14 protein-coding genes and 1 tRNA gene are annotated in these 16526 nt (G+C 57.4%); 8 read left to right on the plus strand and 7 right to left on the minus strand.

The window, feature by feature from the left end; genetic code table 11:
* Window positions 1-218: 218 nt before the first annotated feature.
* The 4 genes from WC392_07730 (at window position 219) to serS (ending at window position 5757) form a co-directional block, all read left to right on the plus strand.
* Window positions 219-2435, plus strand: a complete 2217-nt coding sequence (locus tag WC392_07730; GenBank protein MFA5242250.1) for a DNA translocase FtsK 4TM domain-containing protein — start codon at window positions 219-221, stop codon at window positions 2433-2435.
* Window positions 2436-2573: 138 nt separating this feature from the next.
* Entirely contained in the window at window positions 2574-3155 is a 582-nt protein-coding gene (gene lolA, locus WC392_07735) for an outer membrane lipoprotein chaperone LolA (protein ID MFA5242251.1), read from the plus strand.
* A complete protein-coding gene (locus WC392_07740; protein MFA5242252.1) occupies window positions 3148-4458 on the plus strand; it encodes a replication-associated recombination protein A in 1311 nt (436 codons plus the stop codon). The genes lolA and WC392_07740 overlap by 8 nt, the downstream gene beginning before the upstream one ends.
* Before the next feature lie 18 nt (window positions 4459-4476).
* On the plus strand, window positions 4477-5757 hold the full coding sequence (serS, locus tag WC392_07745) for a serine--tRNA ligase (GenBank protein MFA5242253.1): 1281 nt from the start codon (window positions 4477-4479) through the stop codon (window positions 5755-5757).
* On the opposite strand, the gene mltF is transcribed toward serS, so the two are convergent.
* Window positions 5699-7174, minus strand: coding sequence for a membrane-bound lytic murein transglycosylase MltF (mltF, locus tag WC392_07750; GenBank protein MFA5242254.1), 1476 nt, complete (start codon window positions 7172-7174; stop codon window positions 5699-5701). The two genes, serS and mltF, sit on opposite strands and share 59 nt — an antisense overlap.
* A 99-nt stretch (window positions 7175-7273) precedes the next feature.
* On the opposite strand from mltF, the gene WC392_07755 reads away from it, so the two are divergent.
* From WC392_07755 to WC392_07770, 4 genes are all read left to right on the plus strand, one after another.
* Window positions 7274-7363, plus strand: a tRNA-Ser gene (locus tag WC392_07755).
* 121 nt (window positions 7364-7484) lie between these two features.
* Window positions 7485-7727, plus strand: coding sequence for a hypothetical protein (locus tag WC392_07760; protein MFA5242255.1), 243 nt, complete (start codon window positions 7485-7487; stop codon window positions 7725-7727).
* Window positions 7728-7849: 122 nt separating this feature from the next.
* Window positions 7850-8191, plus strand: coding sequence for a helix-turn-helix transcriptional regulator (locus tag WC392_07765; GenBank protein ID MFA5242256.1), 342 nt, complete (start codon window positions 7850-7852; stop codon window positions 8189-8191).
* A 53-nt stretch (window positions 8192-8244) separates the two neighbouring features.
* A complete protein-coding gene (locus WC392_07770; GenBank protein ID MFA5242257.1) occupies window positions 8245-9588 on the plus strand; it encodes a HipA domain-containing protein in 1344 nt (447 codons plus the stop codon).
* Between the two features lie 277 nt (window positions 9589-9865).
* Here WC392_07770 and WC392_07775 read toward each other — a convergent pair whose 3' ends face one another.
* The 6 genes from WC392_07775 to WC392_07800 form a co-directional block, all read right to left on the minus strand.
* The gene (locus tag WC392_07775; GenBank protein ID MFA5242258.1) at window positions 9866-11470 is read right to left on the minus strand and encodes an FAD-dependent oxidoreductase; all 1605 of its coding nucleotides are present in this window, start codon (window positions 11468-11470) and stop codon (window positions 9866-9868) included.
* An 8-nt stretch (window positions 11471-11478) separates the two neighbouring features.
* A complete protein-coding gene (locus tag WC392_07780; protein ID MFA5242259.1) occupies window positions 11479-12978 on the minus strand; it encodes a polyamine aminopropyltransferase in 1500 nt (499 codons plus the stop codon).
* Window positions 12979-13127: 149 nt separating this feature from the next.
* The gene (locus WC392_07785; GenBank protein MFA5242260.1) at window positions 13128-13343 is read right to left on the minus strand and encodes a DUF350 domain-containing protein; all 216 of its coding nucleotides are present in this window, start codon (window positions 13341-13343) and stop codon (window positions 13128-13130) included.
* A 17-nt stretch (window positions 13344-13360) separates the two neighbouring features.
* Window positions 13361-13498, minus strand: a complete 138-nt coding sequence (locus WC392_07790; GenBank protein ID MFA5242261.1) for a hypothetical protein — start codon at window positions 13496-13498, stop codon at window positions 13361-13363.
* 9 nt (window positions 13499-13507) lie between these two features.
* A complete protein-coding gene (locus tag WC392_07795; protein ID MFA5242262.1) occupies window positions 13508-15421 on the minus strand; it encodes a DUF4178 domain-containing protein in 1914 nt (637 codons plus the stop codon).
* Window positions 15422-15515: 94 nt separating this feature from the next.
* Window positions 15516-16517: an SPFH domain-containing protein gene (locus tag WC392_07800; GenBank protein MFA5242263.1), complete on the minus strand. Its 1002-nt coding sequence runs from the start codon at window positions 16515-16517 to the stop codon at window positions 15516-15518.
* Between the last annotated feature and the right edge of the window lie 9 nt (window positions 16518-16526).

The following is a 16526-nucleotide window of genomic DNA, read 5'->3' on the forward strand; positions in this document are numbered from 1 at the left end:
GTTATTGGGATTATTAAGCTAACATGATTGGGCTGGTTCCGATTTTAACAAGAATGTTGCGCATCCGTAACCTTGTGAATTTTGCCCGAATTGACTTCATGGTCCTTCTGCTATAATCGCCCAACCCGTTATACCCAATTCATATGGCATCAGCAAACCACACTTCCGGCAGCAGACAAACGACAGCGCATCCTTTCCCGCCCAGAATAGCCAGTCTGATGCGTGAATCATGGTGGCTGGTGCTGGTTGTCGCCGCGCTTTATTTCATCATGATCCTGGGTACCTATGATCGTGGCGATCCTGGCTGGTCCCACAGCATTACCGTGAGCAACATACATAACGCGGGCGGCGAGCTGGGCGCCTGGCTGGCGGATCTGTTTCTCTATCTGTTCGGGCTGTCCGCATACTGGTGGGCGGCTTTTTTCCTGTTTGCCATCAGTTGGGGCTATCGCCGCATCGATAGCGTGAACGCGGGCGAGCGCCGTTCACTGTTTGTGGCTTTTATTGGTTTCATCATCCTCCTGGTTGCCAGCAGCGGCGTGGAAGCGCTGCGTCTATACAGTCTTAAAGTGGCCCTGCCTCTGGCGCCGGGCGGAATGCTGGGCGCGCTGGTTAGCGAGTACCTGTGGAAAACCCTGGGCTTTACCGGTGCAACCCTGCTGATGCTGCTCACCATGGCCATTGGCCTGAGTTTTTTTATCGGCCTGTCCTGGCTGGAACTGATCGAGCGCATTGGCGGCTGGGTCGAGGATGGTTACAGGTATGTGATGCATCTCCGCGAGGCAAGACAGGATCGCCTGGCGGGCAAGGAAGCCGAGGCGGAACGTGAACAGGTCGTCACGGTGGAAAAGAAGCGCCAGGAAGAGCAGGAACCCATCCACATCCAGCCGCCAATCTTCGAGATTCCAAAGTCGGAGCGCGGCGAGCGTGAAAAACAGGCGCCGCTGTTCGAAAACATGCCTGATTCACCCTTGCCGCCCCTGCATCTGCTCGATGAGGCCGAGGCCAATGTCGAGTTCATCAGCCCCGAAACCCTGGAATACACTTCGCGCCTGATCGAGCGCAAGCTCGCCGACTTCGGGGTGGAAGTCAAAGTGGTTGCAGCCTATCCCGGACCGGTGATCACGCGCTACGAAATCGAGCCGGCCGTAGGGGTGAAGGGCAGCCAGATCATGAATCTGATCAGAGACCTGGCCCGCGCCCTGTCCGTGGTCAGCATCCGCGTGGTGGAAACCATTCCCGGCAAGCACTACATGGGCCTGGAACTGCCCAATCCGAAGCGTCAGATCGTGCGCCTGTCGGAGATTTTAAGCTCCAAGGCTTATGCCGGGATGAATTCACCCCTCACCATCGCCATGGGCAAGGATATCGGCGGCCAGCCTGTGGTGGCGGATCTGGCCAAAATGCCGCATGCCCTGGTGGCGGGCACCACCGGTTCGGGCAAGTCGGTGGCGGTCAATGCCATGATCCTGTCGCTGCTTTACAAGGCTGATCCGTCCCAGGTGCGCCTCATCATGGTTGATCCCAAGATGCTGGAGCTCTCGATCTACGAGGGCATCCCGCACCTGCTGGCGCCGGTGGTCACGGACATGAAGCATGCCGCCAATGCGCTGAACTGGTGCGTGGCGGAGATGGAGCGGCGCTACAAGCTGATGTCCAGCCTGGGCGTGCGCAACCTGGCTGGCGCCAACCAGAAGATCCGCGATGCCAAGAAGGCCGGGATGCCGCTCACCAACCCCTTCACCCTGACTCCGGACAGCCCGGAACCGATCGAGGAAATGCCGTTCATCGTGGTGTTCATCGACGAACTGGCCGACCTGATGATGGTTGCCGGCAAGAAGGTGGAAGAGCTGATCGCGCGCCTGGCGCAAAAAGCCCGCGCTTCCGGGATCCATCTGGTACTGGCCACCCAGCGCCCCTCGGTGGATGTCATCACCGGCCTGATCAAGGCCAATATCCCGACACGCATCGCTTTCCAGGTTTCCAGCAAGATCGATTCACGCACCATTCTCGACCAGATGGGTGCCGAGGCGCTGCTGGGGCAGGGCGACATGCTTTATTTGCCGCCTGGGACCGGCTACCCGCAGCGGGTGCATGGCGCCTATGTTGCCGACAATGAAGTGCATAAGGTGGTGGATTACCTCAAATCCCTGGGCGAGCCGCAATACGTGGAAGGCATTCTGGAAGGCGGCAGTTCCGATCTTGACGCTGAAGCTGGGGAGGGTGATGGCGACGCAGAGTCCGACCCAATGTACGACGAGGCCGTCGCCATCGTCCTGAAAAGCCGCCGCGCCTCGATATCGTCTGTGCAAAGACAGTTGCGCATCGGCTACAACCGGGCAGCAAGACTGATCGAGCAAATGGAAAAGGCCGGTCTGGTCTCGACCATGCAAAGCAATGGCAACCGGGAAGTGCTGATGCCGGATCGCGAGTAAAACAGAAATTATTGACCTGTCGTGGCGGCAGAAAGCGGCAGGGGCAGCGGCCATGCCGCCCAGTTTTTCGCGGCCGCACGGCCCTCATGAAAAACCTAAAGGATTATCTGTATCCAAATGAAATATCTGGCTTTGTTAATGTTCCTCCCAACACTGGCGTTCGCCTCGGGTGTGGATAGCCTTAAAAATTTCCTGCACAACAGCCACACGGTGAAATCACGCTTCACCCAGACTGTTGTGGACCGTAATGGCAAGACAATTCAGGCTGCGAGTGGCGCAATGCAGTTCTCCCGGCCAGGGAAATTTCGCTGGGAGTATGAAAAACCTTACCCGCAATTAATCGTGGGCGATGGCGCAAAAGTCTGGCTGTATGATGCCGACCTGAATCAGGTCACGGTCAGAAAGCTCGATCAGGCGCTGGGAAACACGCCTGCGGCATTGCTGGCGGGAAACAACGCCATCGAGCAAAATTTCACCCTGACCGATGCGGGGAAAGGCAACGGTCTCGAATGGGTGGAAGCCACGCCCAAGGCCAGGGAAGGCAGTTTTGAGCGTATCCGTCTCGCTTTCAGAGGCCAAACGCTTGAAGTAATGGAGCTGCGCGACCATTTCGGCCAAACCACGCTCATTCGTTTTGCAGGGCTGGAACTCAACCCCAGGCTGGCGCACCAGTTATTCACCTTTACACCTCCACAGGGTACGGATGTAGTCGGTGACTGATCTGTTTGCCAGAACGCCGCAACAGCCTCTTGCGGAGCAATTGCGGCCCCATGCGCTGAATCAGGTTGTCGGACAATCCCACCTCCTCGGGCCGGGCAAACCCTTGCGCCTCGCATTCGAATCCCGGAAGCTGCATTCGATGATCCTGTGGGGGCCGCCAGGCGTCGGAAAAACCACCCTGGCACGGCTCATGGCCGAGGCATTCGATGCTGAATTCATCGCACTCTCCGCTGTTTTTTCCGGCGTAAAGGATATCCGCGAGGCTATCCAGAAAGCCGAGCTGGCGCTGCAACAGCATGGCCGTCATACCATATTGTTCGTTGACGAGGTGCATCGCTTCAACAAGGCTCAACAGGATGCTTTCCTGCCTTTTGTGGAACAGGGGCTGGTGACCTTCATTGGCGCTACCACTGAAAACCCCTCGTTTGAAGTCAACAGCGCTCTGCTGAGCCGTGCCCAGGTGTATGTGCTGGAGTCGCTATCTGAAGATGAGCTGGGCACCCTGTTCGACCGCGCCTGTCAGGAAGGGCAGCATGGAATAGTGTTCAACCCTGGCGCCAGGGCACTGCTGATCGGCTATGCCGATGGCGATGCGCGGCGCCTTCTGAATCTTTTTGAGCAGGTGAGCAATGCTGCAATATCTAAAGATATTCAAAATATTGTAGAAGAATTCATACAGAACACATTAAGTCATAGCGCACGCCGCTTTGATAAGGGCGGCGACCAGTTCTATGACCAGATTTCGGCCCTGCATAAATCCGTGCGCGGCTCCAGCCCGGATGCGGCGCTTTACTGGCTGTGCCGCATGCTGGATGGCGGAGCAGACCCGCTCTATCTGGGTCGGCGCATCGTGCGCATGGCCAGCGAGGATATCGGTCTGGCTGACCCGCGCGCACTGCGCATGGCTCTGGATGCCTGCGAAGTGTATGAACGCCTGGGCAGTCCGGAAGGCGAGCTGGCATTGGCACAAGCTGTTCTGTATCTGGCTGCCGCACCCAAGAGCAACGCGGCCTACGTGGCGTATAATGAAGCCCGCGCTTTCATCCGCAATGACAAATCGCGGACAGTGCCGGAACACTTGCGCAATGCCCCCACCAAGTTGATGAAAGAACTCGGCTTTGGCCGCGAGTACCGCTATGCCCATGACGAGCCGGAAGGCTATGCGGCAGGGGAGAGCTACTTCCCGGACGAGATGAAGCCAGTGAACTTCTACCGCCCCACACCGCGAGGCATGGAGAGCAAGATAGGTGAGAAGTTGGCGTATTTGCGCGAGTTGGACGCAAAGGCGCGCAAAACAAAATGATTATTAAGGGATAAGGATATGCTGGACATTCAATTGCTGCGCACGGACCTGGAAAACGTCGCCAAACGGCTGAGCTCGCGTGGTTTCGAGTTTGATGTGTCTCACTTCCAGGAACTGGAACAGGATCGCAAGCTGACCCAGACCCGCACCCAGGAGCTGCAAGCAAGGCGCAACACCACTTCCAAACAGATCGGCCAGGCCAAGGCCAGGGGCGAGGATGTTTCCGCCATCATGGCTGAAGTGGCAAACCTGGGCGACGAACTGAAAGCGGCAGAGGAAAAGCTGGGATTCATCCAGATCAGGATGCAGGAACTGCTTTCCGGCATCCCCAATCTGCCGCACGAGAACGTGCCGTCAGGCAAGTCCGAGGCCGACAACGTGGAAGTGCGCCGGATCGGCACGCCGCGCATTTTTGACTTTGAAGTTAAAGACCATGTCGATGTGGGCGAGAGGCTGAAACAACTGGACTTTGCCACGGCCGGAAAAATCAGCGGCGCCCGCTTCACCCTGCTCAAGGGCCAGATGGCGCGCATGCATCGCGCGCTGGCGCAGTTCATGTTGGACGTGCATACCCTGGAGCACGGCTATACCGAAGTCTATGTGCCTTACCTGGTCAACGCGGATTCCATGCGCGGCACCGGGCAGTTGCCCAAGTTCGAGGCAGACCTGTTTTCGGTGCAGAAGAACGAAAACGAGAAGCTGTATCTGATCCCCACTGCTGAAGTGCCCGTCACCAATATCGTGCGCGATGAGATCCTGGCCGCCGAAGACCTGCCGCTCAAATTTGTCTCCCATACCCCGTGTTTCCGCTCGGAAGCCGGCTCCTACGGCCGGGATACGCGCGGGATGATTCGTCAGCACCAGTTCGACAAGGTGGAGATGGTGCAGATCGTGCGCCCGGAAGATTCCTATCTGGCACTGGAAGAGTTGACCGGCCATGCCGAGACTATCCTGAAAAAACTCGACCTGCCTTACCGGGTGATGGCGTTGTGCAGTGGCGACATGGGTTTTTCCGCCGCCAAGACCTACGATCTGGAAGTGTGGCTGCCGGCGCAGAATACCTACCGTGAAATCTCTTCCTGCAGCAATTTCGAAGCTTTCCAGGCACGCCGCATGCAGGCGCGCTTCCGCGGTGACAAGGGCAAACCGGAGCTGGTACATACCCTGAATGGCTCAGGGCTGGCGGTTGGCCGTACCCTGGTGGCAATCCTGGAAAACTATCAGAATGCAGATGGCAGCGTCAGTGTGCCTGCTGCCCTGCAGCCTTATCTGGGCGGAGTGCAGAAGCTGGAGCCTTAAGGCCCAGGCTGGATTTTCTGCCTGGCTGGTTGCTGGCGGCGGGCATGGCGGATTCGTCAGAGGTGCTGGAAAACAGGCGCTGGTAGGGCTTCTCGAATCTGGCCAGAATATCGTAGTAGGTGCGCACGTTCTCGACGAAGATCACCGTTTCGCCGCCACGCGCATAGCCGTGCTTGACCTCGCCGATATATTCAGCCTTGGCCAGCAGTGGCAGGGTTGTCTTGAGATCGGTCCAGGAATCCGGATTGAGTTTCTTTTTCTTGGCCAGAATACGTGCGTCTTCGAGATGCCCGTAGCCGATGTTATAGGCCGCCAGCGCGATCCAGGTCCGGTCCGGCTCGGGAATCCGGTCCGGCACGGTATCCTTGAGATAATTCACGTAACGCGCCCCGGCCAGGATGCTCTGCTTGGGATCAAGGCGGTCGGTCACGCCCAGGCGGTCCGCGGTCTCTCCGGTAAGCATCATCAGCCCGCGCACCCCGGTCGGCGAGGTGGCGAGCGGATCCCAGTGTGATTCCTGATAGCCGATGGCAGCGATCAGCCGCCAATCCAGCTCAGTCAGCTCCTGTGCGCGGTGGAAATGGCGGCGGAATTTCGGCAGCACGCCATTGGAGGCGATCATGAAGCCTTCCACGTCAATCCTGCCAAGCCGGGTCACATGACCATAATAGCGGTCGAGAAGGCGCTTCAAGGTGCCATCCTGCTTGATCCGGGCAAAGAAATCATTGGATTTTTCAAGCAGGAAATTATCCACATTCCTGGGAAATGCCCAGGCCAGATGCTGCGTTTCGCTCAGATCAAACGCCGTCCCGAGGGATGGCAGGTAATTCTTGAGCACATCGACGATATTCGAATCCGCAACCACGGCATCCAGCTGACCCATGGCGAGAATCTCAAGCAATTCCTCGCTTTCCATCGAAGCATTCTCCTTCCAGGAGAGCTCCGGATACTTCTTTTTTGCTTCCATGAGCATTTCGGCATAGCTGGACCCCGCCACCACCTCGATGCGCTGCCCGATCAAGGCCTTCAGACCGGAAGGCTTGGGGCTGACCGTGTTGTACACCACTTGCTGCCTGATGTTCTGGTAGGGAATAGAAAACTTGAAATTCTTCTGGCGCTCGGGCGTGATGGTCAGGCCGGCGGCGGCAAGATGGGCCTGCTGGTTTTGCAGCGAGGGAAGGATTTCATTGAACTGATTCGCCACGACAAAACGGACTTTGACGCCCAGCTCCTTGGCAAACAGTTCAACCAGGTCATGTTCTATCCCGGCCAGATGCTCTTCGGCATCTTCATAATAGGTGGTTGGACTGTTGCGTGTAATAACGACCAGTTCACCTGTTTGCTGCACAGGTAACACAGGCTTTGGCGGAGGCGAAAAATTACACCCGCTCAGACCGGCAGCCAGTAAAATCGCCATGATCCATTTTTGCATCGGCAAAAGTGTGGCCGAATTTCCCATATTTGTCCATCAGCCGGCTTTGAGAAGCGCCCTAACCGATGTAGAATGGCGCCCACCGGAGAGGTGGCAGAGTGGTCGAATGTACCTGACTCGAAATCAGGCGTGGGCGCAAGTTCACCGAGGGTTCGAATCCCTCCCTCTCCGCCACTAACACCACGCCTTCCAGGCAGCATCAGGGATTTGGCCGGATTTTTTAACGGTAAAATCGAATGGTGTTACCAGATGGTGTACCACCAGCAGCAATTTCAATTCTTAGGAGTTGCTGCTCATGTCTACCTATCTTCAATTTCATCACGGCTGTTTTTTGTTCCATATCAAGGTTCAAAAATCTCTTATTGCCCGTTACGGCGACGTTGTACGTCAAAATCTGCAAACCAGCGACCGTGCAGTTGCCTCCATTCCAGACCCAATCCCCATCCCTGAATCATCGACTCACGAAGATCCTGCCACGACCAGAATCGTATGCGGATCACCTGTTCAGGCAGCGCCCACCGGTGTGTTGATAAATTGATTGTTAAATGGCTCATTAATAACTTAATGCGATTTAACTAACATCCTGATGACTTGCGCTGGTTTTTTGCTACAATGTTCGTTATATTGTGGAATATGCACATACCGCTCGATTAAACGAACATGAAAATAACTCAGTCCGCGGTCCTTTCCTCTCACCTCCTGACCGAGGCTAAACGCCTTGGCCAGTTATTAGCGCGTTTGCGGCAGGCACGAAAGATCAAGCAGGCCGATGCCGCCCTGCGAGCGGGCCTGTCTCGTAACACCGTTTATCGTCTCGAGCATGGCGACCCTGGGGTGGCCCTCGGCCAAGTGCTGCGCTATCTGGACGCCATTGCTCCGGGAAGTACGCTGGCAGACTTATTGTCGGAATCCGACCCTGCATTGATCTCACTTAAAGTGCGCGAACAGACCAGGCGTGTTCGGGACCTCACATCGGCCGAACGCAGCGAACTCGACTTCTGACGCTGCAAGCTGGGGAGCAGGATGGTTTTTTTCCGAATGAGGCCGCGACCCTGATGACTACAGAACAAAAACTGGTGACATTTGCCTGCCTGGGCGCGACCTGGGCGCCATGCGGACAGCTTATACTCACCGAAGAGGACACGAATATCCTTGCGTCAAACTTCGCCTATGGGCTGAACTATCTTAAGCGCCAAGATGCGATAGAGGTGGATCCAGTCAGCCTGAGCATTGCGGAACGAGACGCCGTTCATGGCAAACGTCTACTGCCTGTCAATAACCTTCCCTTCTTCGGTGGCATCCGTGATGCTGCGCCAGATTCATGGGGCCGTCGCGTCATCGAGGCCAAGCTCAAGGTGCCGGCCAACAGTTTGCCGGAGTCGAATTATCTGTTGCATGCTGGAAGCGAGCGTGTTGGCGCACTGGACGTTCGCAGCAGCATCCAGGACGGCCCTACAGGAGGGGTTAGCGATTGGCACGCCCTGGCCCATCTCATGGAGGCCGCCGACCGTATCGAAGATGGACTGCCCATCCCGGCGCACCTGGACGCCATTTTTATGGATGGGACCGCCCTGGGTGGCGCCCGGCCAAAAGCCTCAGTGCGCGACGAGCAGGGTGTGCTTTGGCTGGCAAAATTCGCCAGCCGACACGACCACTTCGACATCCCGGGCATCGAGTGCGCGGCGCTGCGACTTGCTCAGCAGGCGGGTCTAACTGTACCGCCCGTACACACCCAGATGCTTGGCAACCGCCGCATCATGCTAATTCGCCGCTTCGACCGTTACTGGAGTCAATCAGGCATGCTGCCCGACCGGCACGCTGACCTGTTGGCATTTGGCCCTGGCGATGGCAGAGTTGAACACAGAATAGGCTTTGTCAGTGGGCTGACCCTTGTGGCCTGCGACGAGACAGAATCCCGTACAAAATCCTATGCTGACCTGGCCGACGCCGTGCGCAAGTATTGCCACCCGAGCGTCATTCGCAAAGATAACGAAGAACTCTTCAAGCGTATGGTCTACAACATTTTCGTCAGCAACGACGATGACCATCTGCGCAACCACGGGTTTGTCTGGGACCCGAGATTGGCTGGCTGGCGGCTTAGTCCCCTGTATGACGTGCTGCCGCGTGCCAGTCACGCCACGGAACGGTATCTCCACTTAGGCGTGGGGCCGCAAGGCCGACTGGCCATGCTCGATAACGCCCTCCATTCACATGAAAAGTTTACGCTTTCCCGCCGAGATGCCTGCACACTGATTGCCGAGGTCTGGCGTGAGGTTCGTGAATGGCGCACCTATTTTGAGGACTTCGGCGTTGCGGCCCTGGATATGGACAAAATTGCACCTGCCTTCCGCCATCTTGATGCTGTTTCCACGCCAGCTTTGCGTAAGCTGCTGCCTTGAGCATCAATGCCCCTGCATTGCGGATGGCGGCACATGCTCTCCGCCACTAACACCACGCCTTCCAGGCAGCATCAGGGATTTTGACTGGCGACCGTGCTTTGCGCAGTTTCAGGCAACCTCTCCAGAGGTGATAAGACAGCTTCAAGCATGCTGCGGCTGTTCTCCACCGCACTAAGCCAGTTTGAATGCAAGCTCAATAGTGCCTTACTGTCCTTAAGGCGTAAGCGTCCAAAGCGACAATACACCGCTATTAATGCAGGGTAGTCATCATGCCGTTTCAGGCCGCTGATTTTTTCAGTATGCGCTCTGCTGCCTTGACCCCCCAGTAGTTCGCCTCCTCGAATATCGAAAATCCGCTCAGGTCGGAATGGGCGAAATGGACACGTCCGTGAGGCAGGGCAAGGCGCTCACGCGCGGCGCTCCATATCCATCCCGGCACGGGCATGGACATGGCATGCCCCCAGCGGAAAATATCGAGTTGCTCCACTTTGTTGCGAATATCGGGGTGCGGACGGGACAAGTCTTGCAGAATGCTTTCGGCCCATTGGGGGTGGGGCGTATCGAACAGCCGCTGGCGTGCATTTTTCTCCGGCGCACTGCTCAGCGCCCAATAATAAGTCAGCACGGTTGGCCCTTCATGGCTGCGCAAGCTCTGGTGGCTTGCATTGATATAGCCCAGCGCAGGGCTGTCGTACAGCACATTGTCCCAGGATGGCGGGGCGCCATGGCCGGGGTTCGGCAGGCTGTTCAGGGTCAGGTTGGCGACCAGCCAGGGGGCGTATCGAACCTGCTGGCAGGACTGCTTGAGACTTTCAGCCAGCCCTTCGAATACGTGCGGCAGGACGAACATCGGCGCGGCGAAAATAACGCGATCGGCTTGCCAGCGCACGCTGCGGTTCTCGCTGTGCATGAAAACATCCAGCTCCACATGGCTTTTTGTTTCCTCCATGCGCTGCACCAGCGCGCCGCTCACGATGCGCTCGCTGAAGCCCTTCTGGATCTGCTTCACCAGCCAGCCGTTGCCCTCCGGCCAGGTCAGCACCTGATCGCTATCTGCGTTTGCCGCCCGTCCGTCGCGGCTGGCGAAATAGTGCAGTCCGGCCCAGGCAGATACCATCGCATAATCGCTGCCGTAATCGTCGCGGCAGCCATAGTTCACGTACCAGTGCAGCAGTGGCGAGTCGAGTTTATGCAGAAATAAAAAATGACGCATCGAGATGCCGTCCAGCGCCATCAGGTCTGGGTCACGCGCCGAGCGTGCTGCCGGAATGGCGAATGCGCGGGATCCGGCGGCATCATGGCGTTGGCGAAATTGCTCCAGCAGGGCGAAAAAACGCCGGTACTGTTCCTGATCGATATGCGAAGTGCCGATTTGCGGCAGTATCCCTTCCTGCCACAAGCCGTTCCGGTAAAGCCTTTCCTGCGGGGCAAAGCACAGATAGCGCTCGTCATAGCTGGGGTTTTCAGCGTAGGGGTCGCCTTGCAGGACGCCCAGGTCAGCCAGCAATTCACGCGTTTCGCGTGCTTCCACACCCGGCAGGGGGAGATAGTGCGCCCCCCAGGGATAGGAGGAAACTGCGTTTTTACCGGAGCGTGCATTACCGCCAGCCACATCTTCCAGCTCGAATAGCTGGAAATCGCCAAAGCCGGATTTGTTCAGTTTCCACGCCGCGGAGAGGCCAGCAATGCCGCCTCCGACAATCGCCACGCCCGTTTTACGGGTTTCCGAGGGGGCAGGAAAATCCCGCCCGCGCAGGCGATGGCCGCGCTCCATGGACGGCCCCAGCATTTCACCCGCTGGCAGACGCGGGTTGGCTTGGGGCCGGCAGCCGGAAATGCAGGAGGAAGCGGCGAGAGTGAGCAGGAAGTCGCGGCGGTTCATGAGTTTTTTTACGGCGCCTGATGTTTCCACTCGGACTCGTAGTAGTGCACCAGAACCTGATTGTTGAGCCTGTTGATTTCGGTTTCCACGGGCGCCATGTCAAGGGGAAACTGGAACAGCACCGGATTCAGGCCGGCACTGACGAAACGCAGGCCGGGGCTGTAGCGTTCAGGCGGAGTATAGGGTCGATGGCCGGCGATGATGTAACCCCACTCGCCGAATGAAGGCACCAGCGCATGGTAGGGCGCTGTTTTGAGACCGACGCTGCGCAAAGTCTGGTCTATGCACCAGAATGATTTGCGGGCGTAAAGCGGGGAAGTTGCCTGGATCACGGCCAGGCCGTGCTGTGAAAGATGTTTTTCCAGCAGACGATAGAAGGTATTGGTGTAAAGCTTGCCCAGCATGAAGTTGGTGGGATCGGGAAAATCCACCACAATGAAGTCGTAGAAATCATTGCTCTGGTCCAGCCACTGAAAACCATCGGCATTGACGATGCTGACTTTGGGAGAGAGTAGCGCATCTTGGTTCAGGGCGCGCAGCATGGGCAGACGTTTGAAGAGATCTGTCATGTGAGGATCGAGATCCACCAGGGTAATGTGTTCGACGCCTGGATATTTGAGGATTTCACGTACGGCCAGGCCGTCGCCGCCACCCAGCACCAGCACCTGGCGCGGCTGCTTGATGGCCTGCAGGGCAGGGTGGACCAGCGCTTCGTGGTAGCGGTATTCGTCGCGCGAGGAAAATTGCAGGTTGCCGTTGAGGAACAGGCGGATATCGTCTTTCCAGCGGGTCAGGACGATGCGCTGGTAGAGCGTGGTTTCGGTGTAGATGATCTCGTCGGCGTAGAGATTTTCCTCCGCCAGGCTGGTCAGGCGCTCGGCCCCCAGCATGCCGCTGAACAGCAAGGCGGTCACCAGGAAGCACTGCGCGGCCAGGGCTTTTATCCCCGCAAGCTGGTTGCGGAACAGCCAGATCGCCCATGCCGCCACCAGTGCATTCATCAGTCCGAACAGTAAACTGGTGCGGATCAGGCCCAGATGCGGTGCCAGCAGCAGGGGAAAGGCCATGGATACCGCCAGCGCGCCGAGATAGTCGAAAGTCAGCACCTGGGATACCAGGTCCTTGAGACCGTAGTGCTGCCTGAGAATGCGCATCACCAGCGGGATTTCCAGGCCCACCAGCGTTCCGGTCAAGAGCACCAGGCCATACAGCACCAGCTTGAAAGGCCCGCCGGCCCAGGCAAAAACCATGAACAGCAGAACGGCGGAGAAGCCGCCCACCAGCCCCACCAGCAACTCCACCTGGATAAAGCGCGCCACCAGTCCCTTGACGACAAAACGGGAAAGATAGGAACCGATCCCCATGGCAAAGAGATAGGTACCGATAATGGTGGAAAACTGGGTGACGGAATCGCCCAGCAGGTAGCTCGAAAGCGCGCCGGCAACCAGTTCGTAGGCCAGCCCGCAGGAAGCGACGACAAAAACGGAAATCAGCAGGGCGATGCTCATGGGCGTTTAGTCAATAGAAACCCCGCCATTGTAGGTCGGGTTTTAACCCGACATGTCGGGCTGCACCCGTTAAGGGCATCCCCGCCGGGAATGGATGCTTCGCATCTCGTTCCGGCGAGAAAGCCCGACCTACATCTATGGAATTCAACTCAGCCATGGATTGCGGAAGCGACAATCAGTGCGATTCCCAGGCACATGGAGGCAACCACGATGGCGAGCGACATGTTTTTTTCCTCGACAATTTCCTTCCACAAGTTGTAAGGCGTGAATTTGTCGATGATGATGAAACACATCCAGAAGACAAATACGCCAAGGAACGAGTAGAGCAACGAATTGACGAGATAAACAGGGTTCAGGATTTCCATGAAAAGCTCCTTGTGAATTACTTGTGATAGGCGCTGCGAGCCACGCCTGGCTGGGGTTTGCTTTCGCTGACGCTCCACACGCTCCAGCCATGATACTGGGCGTAGCTGAACAGGCTGAGTGCCAGAAGTCCTGCTGCAACGTAGGTTTTGAACATTATTATTTCTCAGTCATCATCTGAATCATCGTCAGATGAAGATGCGTAATCGCTTTCCGCCCAGCGCCGGCTTTCGAAGGAATGGCTGCGCCACCACTTCAGCAGCGGGAAAAGGGCCAGCCCCAGCAGGGTGAGGAAAAAATTGCTCCATTGCGGCACATCCCGTACCACCACCAGCCGGTCTGAAATCTGCGCTCCGCCACCCGCGGGCGTTTCCGCCTGGATTTGCAGCAAATACTCTCCTGCCGGCACGTCCGAGAGGACAACTTCGTCGCGTGAATTGCCTTCGGACCAGGATTCTCCGCCATCCCGGCCGTAGTAGTAACTGATGTCGCGCCCGAAGGCGAAGCTGCGTCCACTGTTGCGCTCGATCAGTTCCATGTCCAGATAAAGCCAGTCATTGCTCAGGCTGGTCTGGTTGCGCACCACCAGATTGCCAGTGCCGCTGACGGGAAACACCTCGGTGGTGAGCGAACTCGCCGCGCCGTTGCGCTCGAATTCGAGGCTGTTCTGGTACACCGTCCTGTTCTGCGAGGTGATCATGAATCCGGTCTGGATCAGCAGCGCACTCAGGGTAAAGGCAGCAAAGGCTTTCCAGTAAGGCAAGACCTTGCCCCGATGCGGTGAGGGCTGGTTAGGGGCAACGCCAATCGGCCTCTGCAGGGGCTGTTCCAGCTTGAATGCGGCGGCAATTTCTTCCGGCTCGACATATTCCGCCACTGACCAGGTGATTTCCTTGCCCGTTTTTTCCTCGCTCAGCATCAGCGGCGGGGCAACATAATCCGACACCTGTGCTTCCTCTCCAACCGACACCCGCCAGTTGAACTCGCCCAGCACATAAGTGACCTTGGCTGTGGCGGTCTGGAAATGCTGATATGCCGTGCCGAGAAAAATGGCTTTGGGCTTGGTCAGGCCGGGCGATACGATGGGCGTGCGCGTGGTGGTCTTGATGAAATTCCAGTGTCCGTCGTATTCGGACAGCCAGCGGAATCCTTCCTTCTCGCTGTAAAGCAGATATTCGCTCCAGGGGTAATCGACGTTATCCACCGTCACCTGGCGGCGCAGATAGCCCACCACGTCATAATCCGCACCACGCAGATGACCCTGGCTGCCGGGGAGCAGTTTGGGCGTATGCGTGTTCTGGATGCGAAAGCGCGAGAGGATCTGGTGATTTTCATGCGCGGCATCCACCACCGAACCGCAATTTCCGCAGGCGACGCTTTCCGTGCCCGTAGCGCGAATTTGCAGTGGGGCGGCGCAACTGGGGCAGTTGAAGGATTTGACCTGTGCCTTGCCTGCCATGGCCTCGCGCTCGCGCAGCCCGGTCATGCCCAGCGTGCCGAGCTCTACTTGCTCGCCGATAAACAACAATGGCGGCGCCTCGCTGTAATCGAGGGTGGCAAAATTCTGCTGGTTGGAGAGATCAATGACAGGCGCTTCATAACCCGCGCCAACCTTGAACGGCAGCTCACCTTCGCCAGCGATACAGGTGGAGCTTTCCTTGTTGATGATCTGGAAAGCCTGCCCGTGCAATTGCAGGGAGTGCCCTACTTCAAGCTCATCGAAAGCAGGAATGTTTTCCGGCGCGGGGGTGGGGAAGGTCAGGACATATTTGCCATTGGTTTCGGACAGCCAGCCGCTTTGCTGGTTGTCGAACAACAGATGCCACTCGTTCCATACGCCCTGCTGGTAGCGCAACTGGATGCGGCCGATCAGCGCGAAATGACCATTCTTGTAACGGCCTTCCGCGCCCAGTTGCAGGGGGGAAGCATCCTCCAGCAGATCCGCCATCCGGCCCAGGTTTTCCAGGTCCAGATCGTGGCGGATCAGGGTGCTTTTGCAATAGCCGCACACCGCCAGGATCGAGGCGGTGGAACGGAATACGACTGGAGCGCCGCAGGAAGGGCAGTTGGCGGTTTTCATTTACTTGTTTTAACCACGGAGATCACGGAGTGCACGGAGAGTAAAAGAACTGTTCATCTTCGTGCTCTCCGTGTACTCCGTGGTTAATAGCTTTTTAAACCAGCTTCTTCAGCAGTTCGGCCTTCTTGGCCTCGAACTCTTCCTGGCTGAGGATGCCTTTGCTCACCAGCCCGTGGAGCTTTTCCAGCAGGGCGGGGATATCCTCCGGCGCCTGTGCGGCCGGGGCAGCAGGCTGCGCAGTTTGCGTCATGCCGGCGGCCATTGCCTGACCCATGGCGATGCCGGCACCCAGACCAACGCCGGCACCCGCCACGCCGCCTTCGTTGGCAGCTGCAACGGGAATGGCATTGGCCGTCTGATACTGGGTATATTTGCCGAGATCGCCCACCATGTTCATGCCGATGCGTTGATCCAGCACGTGCTGCAATTCCTCCGGCAAGGAAATGTTCTGCACCACCAGGTTATCCAATGCGAGGCCGTAGCGGTCGAACACCGGCAGCATTTTTTCTTTCAAACGTGCGCCGAATTCATCCTGATTCGCCGCCATGTCGAGGAATGGCACGCCGGATTCGGCGAACAGGTCGGTCATGGAGCCGATCAGGGTATTGCGCAACTGGCCGTCGAGATCGTCCACGGTATAGGTTTCGCGCGTGCCGCTGACTTCGGTATAAAACTTCTTCGGGTCGGTCATGCGATAGGAATAGATGCCGAAGGCACGCAGCCGGACGATGCCGAATTCCTTGTCGCGAATGGTGATGGGATTGGGCGTGCCCCATTTGCGGTCGAGTTGCAGGCGGGTGCTGAAAAAATACACATCGGACTTGAAGGGGGACTCAAAAAACTTGTCCCAGTTCTTCAGGTAAGTCAGGACCGGCAGGGTTTGCGTGGTGAGGGTATGTCGTCCGGGCTGGAACAGGTCCGCCACCTTGCCTTCATCGACGAACAGGGCAAGCTGGGATTCGCGCACCGTGAGCGAGGCGCCGTTCTGGATTTCCATGCCGGACATGGGGAAGCGGTAAGCCAGGATGCCATCTTCAGGCTCGGTCCAGTGGATGACATCAATAAACTGCTTGGCGACGAAATCGAACAGGCCCATGGTGCGCTC

Origin of the sequence: Sulfuricella sp., assembly GCA_041651995.1 — a bacterium.
Taxonomy (GTDB): domain Bacteria; phylum Pseudomonadota; class Gammaproteobacteria; order Burkholderiales; family Sulfuricellaceae; genus Sulfurimicrobium.